Genomic DNA, 8,301 nt, shown 5'->3' with positions numbered 1-8,301 from the left:
ATCCCGCATTCCAAAGCCACTTGGACTACTTATCGGTACAGCTTGAGCTTCCATCCCAGCAGCATCTAAGCCAAACGAATTTTGCGGTTCTTTGAGGAAGAACGCACACATGAAGGCGCAAACCAAGGCACCGATACCCATTGACGCAAATAATGTCGGTGCGTCAGTCAAGCTGAAAATAGTCAAATACACGACGCCGCCAAAGTTACCGTATGCGCCGACATTTCCTGCTACTTGTCCGGTAATTTCTTTCTTAATCAGCGGTACGATCGCAAATGTACCACCACAACCAGCTTGGGCGAATAGTGCCGAGAACATGGTGACGCCCACAGCGAGAGGCAATGCCCAGGTTTTATCGATTTGATGTGCTAAGAGATAAGCAACTCCAATCAATGCTGTGACAGTTGTCATCGTCCATTTCCGCGAACCAAATTTATCAGAGATAAAACCACCACTAGGGCGCGAAAAGAGGTTTAAGAAAGGATATGTCGCGGCAATCATCGCAGCGGCAGCATGCTGGAGTCCAAATGTTTTCTCAAAGAAGACGGGTAACATCGATACCGCAGCGAGTTCGGAACCAAAGTTGGTGATATACGTGAATTGTAGTAAAGCGACTTGACCAAATTCATACCGCTCGGCTGGTGCAAATTGCTTTCTACCCAACACGACATCACGATTGACTAACCAAGCCTGATAACTCTGGTACGCATATAAAGCCGCCAGTAAGAACCAAATGAAATACATTTGTCCGGGATTGAGAAAGTGCAGTTTCTTTTGCGCCAATCGCCATGCGAGTAAACCCAGGGCAAAAATCAGCCCGAAGTTCATAATCAATAACCCATAGAAATCTCTAGCACTAGTAACTTCCATCGCGCCGTATTTTTTGGGACGCTTGTATTCTTTCCCAGGCGGCGTATCGGTGACGCTATTGAAGTAAATAACACCGTAGATAGCAGCAATCACGCCAGTCATGACGATTGTCAGTCTCCAGTTAGCATTACCACCAGCTAGAAACGCAGTACCGCCCGCAATTAACGGCAGTGCAAACTCAGCACCAAAAGCACCAAAGTTACCCCAACCACCATAGATACCCTGTGCCATGCCGATATCTTTGGGTGGGAACCATTCGGACACCATCCGAATACCCAGCACGAAGCCAGAACCGACGATGCCCATCAGCAACCGAGCAACCACCATTTGACTGAAGTCTTGGGCTAAAGCTGTCGCGATGCAGGGGACTACTGCAAACATCAATAGAATCGAATAGGTAATGCGGGGGCCATACTTATCGAGTAGGGCACCAATAATAATCCGTGCTGGAATCGTGATTGCTAAGTTGCAAATTAATAATGTTTTGATTTGCGACTCATCTAGACTCAACTCTTTGCCAATGATGGACGCAAAGGGGGCAAAGTTGAACCAGCAAACGAAGGTCAGAAAAAAAGCAAACCAAGTCAGGTGCAAGGTTCGATACTGATTTTTGAATGAAAGTAATCCCTTTAGCATCAGGCAATAGCCCCAAAACAACAACTGAAAACATCGATTAAGCCGTCGGATCGATTGGTAATCGATCTCAGCAAGCCCAACGTTACGGGAATGTTGGGCACCATTTAGTAGTTTTTGTTACCGTTTATTAGTTTGGTTCCGATTATCGCATTTGATCGAGCCGTTTTTTGCATGGCTTCGATCTCGATCGATTCAACTCTAGTAATTAAGTGACATGGATGCTGGGCAAGCACCACCAGGCACTGCCCCTACAGATTGTTAATGGGATGAAATACCTGTAGGGGTAACCTAGAACTAAGATCGTCCTCATTATTTTCGACTGCTAGCCTTCGCTTTTGTCCGAGCGATAAGGACTTGTCCTGCCGATGGACACATTTCGGCTAGTTCGCAGTCGGGACAATTGGGTTTTCTGGCATTACAGATAGCGCGTCCGTGATAGATCGTCATAATCGAAAAATTCTCCCAATCAACTTTGGGAATCAACTTCATCAAATCCTGCTCGATTTTAATCGGATCTTGATGCTTAGTTAAACCAAGTAAATTAGTCAATCGTTTGACGTGAGTATCGACAGTCACACCTTGAATATTACCAAAGGCATGAGCAGAAACCACATTAGCCGTCTTTCTTGCGACTCCTGGTAATGTTAATAGCTGTTCCATTAACTGCGGTACTTCTCCATTAAACTCTTCAACAATCTTGCGACAAGCACCCTGAATATTTTTAGCTTTGTTATGATAAAAACCAGTCGATCGCACCAATTCTTCAATGTCCAAAATATCTGCATAAGCCATCGATCGAGCATCGGGAAATCTCGCAAATAACGCTGGCGTCACTTTATTTACCCGCTCGTCAGTACACTGCGCCGAAAGGATAGTAGCAACTAATAATTGCACGGGAGTCGTATAATCTAAGCTACAAGTGGCATCTGGATACAATCGCTTCAGTCTGAGCAATACTTCTAATGCTCTTTTCTTTTTAGATGTCCACTGGCGATCGATACTCATTTGATATTTATTGGCTAAATTGGGACTTATTTTTGAGGCTCACTTTGCATTTGCGACCATTCGCGATCGGATAATGGCCGAATGTCAAACTGTACTTGAAAATGACTGGCAGCCGCACTCACTAGCGCATCAATAATCCGATCGATAGTTAGTGCTAAGATTGCTGGTGATGGTGGCGCAATCGATTCGCCAAATACTTCTTCAAATAATTCTGGATCGGGATTGAGTCGCATCGAACCATGCTGAAGGACTACTCCAGATTTAATCAGTTGGGCACTCCCAATCAGTTTATAACCATCTGCACATACGAGATCCGCACTAGTAGCTGTGCCGAAACAATTGGGATTGTGAATATAACCCGTTCCTGCCATACCATATTCTAGATCGACGCCGATCGATCTCCAGCCATCAATTAAGAACTGACAAATCTGCTGATATGTTTCCACTCTTTTACCTGTAAATTCCGAACCGATGAAGGCATAAGTCAGATCGCCTTGATGCAATACCCCGCGCCCGCCCGTCGGACGTTTGACGAGATCTATAGATCGATGGTGCCATCCTAGCGATCGCCAATATTCGGGGTAGTGTTGTTGGTGATATCCTAGAGAAATCGTCGGACTCGACCAGGTGTAAAACCGCAATGTCGGTGGAATTTGGCCTAGAATATGTTGTTCTAATAACCACCGATCGATCTGCATTTGCAATTGTCCGGTAGTCTCGATCGGTGGAACTAGTCGCCAGATTGTAGTTGGATTCGTCAATCGATCGCCTTCCAATTGCAGATGGGATTAAGATCTAGTTGTGTTCTACTGCGAGGTAGAGCGGGTTTGAATGAGATTTTTGGTGCGATCTACATTAGTTGCATAAACCCGCCGCTATAGATTAATAATATACTCGTCCCTATTCCCTATCCCCTAGAGATGCGTTTACCCCTACCTCAATTTAGCATTGGTGCTAAAAATCCTCAGCATATCGCTGAGGTAATCGAGACAGCTACAGGCGAATTTCTGGCTCAGTGTCTCGAACCCGAAGATCTCAAATTGGCAGTGATGCCGACCTTTGGCAGTATCGTCAAGGCTGCTGATGAGGAATCGGGTAATCAAATTTTTGCGGTGGTTTATCATGCTACCACTGCGCCGATCGATTCGGTGCATCGCGCTCGTGCCTTGGGGATGTCGCTCGATGAATTGCGCGAAGAACAACCCCAGATCTTTGCGATGCTCAAAACCGAGTTTAAAGCGGCGATTATCGGCTTTGAGGACGATAAGGGGCAAATGTATCAATATCTCCCTCCGCGCCCGCCCCAAATCCATCAGGGCGTGTATGAGTGCGACAAAGAAGAGATTATCCGCTTTAGCGAACAGTTAGAATTTCTGCGGACACTATTGCAGGTACAAGGTGCGCCAGTGGAGGCACTGACTGCTGCCACCATCCGTGAAATTCATCAGTTACGATCGCGAGATCGATCGTGGTTAGTCACCGCTGGACGCACGGTAAGTTTGATTCTCAAAGATGACTATGATAGGTTGCGCTATGTGTTGTCACAAATTCGCTAACATCAGTTTAGCAGCCGAGCGGAGATCCATTGCCACCAAAAGAACCCCGCTTATTGCATAAGTGAGGTTCTTTTGTCAAGTGCTAATCCATTTATCTTTACACTTGGGCTAACTACCAGAGCAATTAGTTGACATCCACTAAAGCTTTGGCTGGGAGTCCAACTGAAGCAGAAGGATCGGTAGCTAACAAACTAGCTACTTGAGGTACTGTTGCTAGCTGTTGAGATCCCAAAATCAACCCGCCGAGATTGTTGCTGCGATCTGTAACCGTCCAAGATTGCTTGGTGGCAACAGGTTGCAAGCTGCTGGTCACATAAGTACTCTTACGGCTGGCGACTGTAGTTGAGTCGGTAGTCGTAAAGCTCTTCTGACCGGGCTTGATCGCTGCTATGTTAATCGCAGAATTGGGCTGTTTAGCAGTTAGTAGCGTTTCGCCAGGAATGCTAAATTTCGGTGCGCTGGACGTGTATGCCTGAGCGGTAGCTAATTGTAAGCTGGCTCCATTGACCGACGAGCTAGGTAGACTGGCAACAGTTGTTGGCGATACAAACTGTGTGAGTGCCAACATCGGATTGGTTTTGGGTACAGTTGCTGTGGTGACTGATGCCGCAATTGGTTGACTGTTGAGGTCGTTACCGAGTAACCGTTGCAATCCAGATGGAATCGCGGCAATCGGATCGAGCGATCGGATTGGAGTAGTAGCTTGTGGTGAAACTACGTTTGAGAGGATGGTTTTGCTTGCTTTTGGGGGAATTGTCGCGATCGGATTGAGAGCAGATGGTGCAGTTTTGTCGATCGTCGGTGCGCTAGCTGTGACGGGCATCCGGTCGAGCTTCTGCATCAATTCTGGTCGGACGACTGGAAATGGATCGATGGCAGTTTTGGCAGCCATCATGGCTGACAATGGTGTCGGCGCGCCGATTTCGGTCGCGACTGGAGTCGATCGAACTACAGCTTTGGGTGCAACTTTGGGCGCAAATTTACTAGCTGTATTGCCGTTACTGTTGCCAATATAGATCCCTGGCACTGGAATCGGTGACGATGAGGGATTGATGGCGCGAGATAGGGCTGAGGCAACATCATTATTCTGCCGATTTTGCGGCTGGAACTTAGTTGCTTTAGCGGAGAGATTTTGCTTTTTGAGCGATGGTGAAATGACGCTAGAGGCATAGGTGCGGCGATGTGGGCGAATCTCGATCGCCGCACTAGGTGCTGGCACCGCAGGTACTGCCATCGAATTGATGGCTAGTTGGCGAACGGCTAAATCTGGCGTAGGCGCAACCCGATTGACTAACTCGCGATCGATCCTGGTGCCTGAAGTTTTAATCGTACTCCACTGCGATACTTGAGCCGGTGCTTTTTGAGTGACGCGAACTGCTGCTGGTTTGGTTGCCGCACGAACGCACAAGGTGCTAGATAACAATAATGCTGTTCCCAACACACCAAGACTAGGCTGCAACCAGGTAAGCCAAATTTTTAACATTTTTGAATTAGCTCTATATGTAATGGAAATTTTTAGTTACTATCACTTACTTTGTAACTACTCACTCCCTCTGAGGCTTTGCCAATCCCAATCGAAAGGATCGAGCGGCTACTTCTAAGTGGAGGTTGGAGTGAAATTGTACCGGCGTCTTTTTGGTCGATCGGCATCCAGAACAACGTTATGGGTAAATTTCTAGCTGACCGATTACTCTATCTTGGCTAGCTATGGTGAAAACTGTTGGAAACTATCTTCATCCTAGCCATCCGAAATTAAACTTGGTAAGTTTACAGTATTGTGATGCTGACACCGTCATTGTATCACGCTTTTTTTACAACCATATCGGTATTTATGCTGGTATTATCCAGATCCCAATGGCTCCAGTCCGCATACCAGCAGCTAAGTACAGAGCTTGAGGATGCCAATTGATGACCGTAAATCCACTGACGATCGGCAGGTTCAAGATCTGCTCGATTTGACCATCTAATGTCCACAGACAGGCATAACCATCGGCACCAGCAGTAGCTAATATCGGCGCGATCGGATGTGAGATCGTCGCGATGACAATATCCTGATGGCCGGATAAAGACAACCCATTCCAGGTGGTGGCATCAGCACTCAATGTCCACAGGACGATCGTCTCGCCACTAGCTACCGCTAGACTGGGAGGATCGGTGCCCTTGAGCCAAGCGAGCTGGCGAATTTTGCCCGGACAACCCTGCAATGTCCATTGCTCGTCGGGCTGCTGCCAATCGATGAGTGTCAAGGTGCGATCGAAATTACCGATGGCTAGATAGCGACCGTCTGCCGACCACGCCAGCTTGAGACTGGTCGTATCGACGGCTAGATGGTCGCTGGGGGCATTTGGCTCGATTGCCGACCACATTTGCACGCCTTTGTCGCCAGCCGCTGCGATGCGATCGCCGCTAGGATGCCAAGCTAGATCGAAGACTGAAGATCGATCGAGCTGCCATGCCGCGATCTTTGTAGACGTCAGCACATCCCAAATTTGGACTTGCGCGCCATAACTGATGGCTAAATATGGTGCGGTGGGGTGCCAGACTAAGTGCTCGATCCACTCATCAATGTCGATCGTGGCGGCTAGTTGTGGTGGTAATGCTGCATCGGATCGATCGCAATTCCAGATTGCTAATTTCCCAGCTTGGCCGCCAGCGGCCAACCAGCGACTATCAGCACTAAAAGCCATCTGTGAGATCGCGCCATCACCAGCCGGAGACTGCAAGACGACGAGTTCGCCTAGCCCATGATTCCAGACAACTTCACCAGCCGCCGAACTAGCTGCCCACCCGCGACCGTCTGGCGCGCAAACTAATGATGTCACCAGATCGCCCAGTTGACCTTGCCAAGCTAAATGTAGTTCCGATTGCCAGTTTTCGATCGACATGTTATCGATTTAATAGTGGGTCGATCGCGCGATCCCTGCTGCACTAAATATAAAGAAATTACCAGCAGTAACATCCATGCCTAAAATCCAAGCTAGGATGACTACTACTGGTAACTTTCAAGAAATATGGCTCAAGTCAGACTTGAACTGACGACCAAGGGCTTATGAGTCCCCTACTCTACCGACTGAGCTATTGAGCCGTGTTATTTAACGTATACTATCATAGCATAGAAAATGCGCTGTGATGACAACGATCTTTTGAATTTAGCCAGTTCCGATTCAAGCTAGTCGCGACCAACCAGCTTTGGGCGATTTCGGTAGTGATCTAGCAACCCCGCCTATCAGATCCACTCTCAAAAATTCAACTATTAGCTGGTAGATGTGCCATCGGATTGACTGCATTACCACCACTAGGGCGAATTTCAAAGTGCAAGTGCGAACCAGTGCTATGTCCGGTACTACCCATCCGGGCGACCTGTTGACCCTGACGCACACTCTGGCCGCTGCTGACTGACAACTCACTGTTGTGTCCGTAGCGGGTAATCGTACCATCGACATGGCGGATTTCGACTAGGTTGCCATATCCAGATTTATAGCCAGCAACCACTACCGTCCCATCTGCAGCCGCATTAATTGGCGTACCGATTGGGCCGGCAATATCGATCCCCTTGTGCATTCTGCCCCACCGCCGACCGAATCTGGAGGTAAGGATGCCTTTCGTCGGCCAAGAAAAGCCGATATTTGTTTCACCAGTTGCACTGGGCAAGCGATCCTCAGGACTGACGACATCGCCTTCCGATCCACCATTGTTGGGAGCTGCATAGGGAGACGCAGTGGCAACGGCTTTAAAAGTTCGTTGCTTGGGTGGGGCAATCTCGATCTGGACTGAGGCTTCACCGTTAAAGTTTAAGTTGCTGCCACTGGGAGGGTTAACTACCGAGGTGGGATAAGTGCGCGGGGGATATGATTGAGCGATGAGTACTGACTGCTTTTGCCCAGACTGCTCTGGCATCGCCGAAATATCGTTACGGAGCTTGTCGATAGCTGCGGTGGGAGTAGCTGAGGAATTATCGGCTCGATCTACTGGACTGGTGGATTCGGCGGCTACTACGGTAGCGGGGTAATTAGCGGGGATAGTGGCAATACCGAGTAAAATGGTCAATCCCAGCATCACTTTGGAGGTGCGGCTCCGATGATTACCAAACACAGAGACAATTTTTGCCATACCCGACGACCGCTCGGTGCTTGGTGCGGAAGCTGAACTCACCAATACATCTCGATCCACACTTGGGTGATGACCTAATTTATCTTGCTGTGTAATTTCGGGTTTCAACAAAAATGACCTCCTA

The 8,301-nt window shown here is 48.1% G+C and carries 7 protein-coding genes and 1 tRNA gene; 1 reads left to right on the top strand and 7 read right to left on the bottom strand.

Features of this window, described 5'->3' with window-relative positions:
* From RMO27_RS18150 to RMO27_RS18140, 3 genes are all read right to left on the bottom strand, one after another.
* The coding region (locus tag RMO27_RS18150; RefSeq protein WP_309735098.1) for a NarK family nitrate/nitrite MFS transporter at positions 1–1,506 on the bottom strand (1,506 nt) is incomplete at its 3' end.
* A gap of 309 nt (positions 1,507–1,815) precedes the next feature.
* Positions 1,816–2,511: an endonuclease III gene (gene nth / locus RMO27_RS18145; protein WP_309735096.1), complete on the bottom strand. Its 696-nt coding sequence runs from the start codon at positions 2,509–2,511 to the stop codon at positions 1,816–1,818.
* A gap of 26 nt (positions 2,512–2,537) precedes the next feature.
* Positions 2,538–3,209 (bottom strand): biotin/lipoate A/B protein ligase family protein, encoded by a 672-nt coding sequence (locus RMO27_RS18140; RefSeq protein WP_396133752.1) that lies wholly within the window; start codon positions 3,207–3,209, stop codon positions 2,538–2,540.
* Positions 3,210–3,431: 222 nt separating this feature from the next.
* On the opposite strand from RMO27_RS18140, the gene RMO27_RS18135 reads away from it, so the two are divergent.
* Positions 3,432–4,067, top strand: a complete 636-nt coding sequence (locus RMO27_RS18135; RefSeq protein ID WP_309735092.1) for an HAS-barrel domain-containing protein — start codon at positions 3,432–3,434, stop codon at positions 4,065–4,067.
* 124 nt (positions 4,068–4,191) lie between these two features.
* Here the strand turns inward: RMO27_RS18135 and RMO27_RS18130 are convergent, their stop codons facing one another.
* The 4 genes from RMO27_RS18130 to RMO27_RS18115 form a co-directional block, all read right to left on the bottom strand.
* Positions 4,192–5,550, bottom strand: coding sequence for a hypothetical protein (locus RMO27_RS18130; protein ID WP_309735090.1), 1,359 nt, complete (start codon positions 5,548–5,550; stop codon positions 4,192–4,194).
* 346 nt (positions 5,551–5,896) lie between these two features.
* Positions 5,897–6,952 carry a WD40 repeat domain-containing protein gene (locus RMO27_RS18125; RefSeq protein ID WP_309735088.1) on the bottom strand — a complete coding sequence of 352 codons (1,056 nt, stop codon included), beginning with the start codon at positions 6,950–6,952 and terminating at the stop codon, positions 5,897–5,899.
* A 127-nt stretch (positions 6,953–7,079) separates the two neighbouring features.
* A tRNA-Met gene (locus RMO27_RS18120) sits at positions 7,080–7,152 on the bottom strand.
* Between the two features lie 161 nt (positions 7,153–7,313).
* Positions 7,314–8,301 (bottom strand): M23 family metallopeptidase (locus tag RMO27_RS18115; RefSeq protein ID WP_396133751.1); only part of this gene is annotated, 988 nt, incomplete at its 5' end.

Origin of the sequence: Chamaesiphon sp. OTE_75_metabat_556 (genome assembly GCF_031378165.1) — a bacterium.
Lineage (GTDB): Bacteria > Cyanobacteriota > Cyanobacteriia > Cyanobacteriales > Chamaesiphonaceae > Chamaesiphon.
The sequence above is the reverse complement of the archived record's forward strand: the minus strand, read 5'-3'. Positions and strand labels throughout refer to the sequence as shown.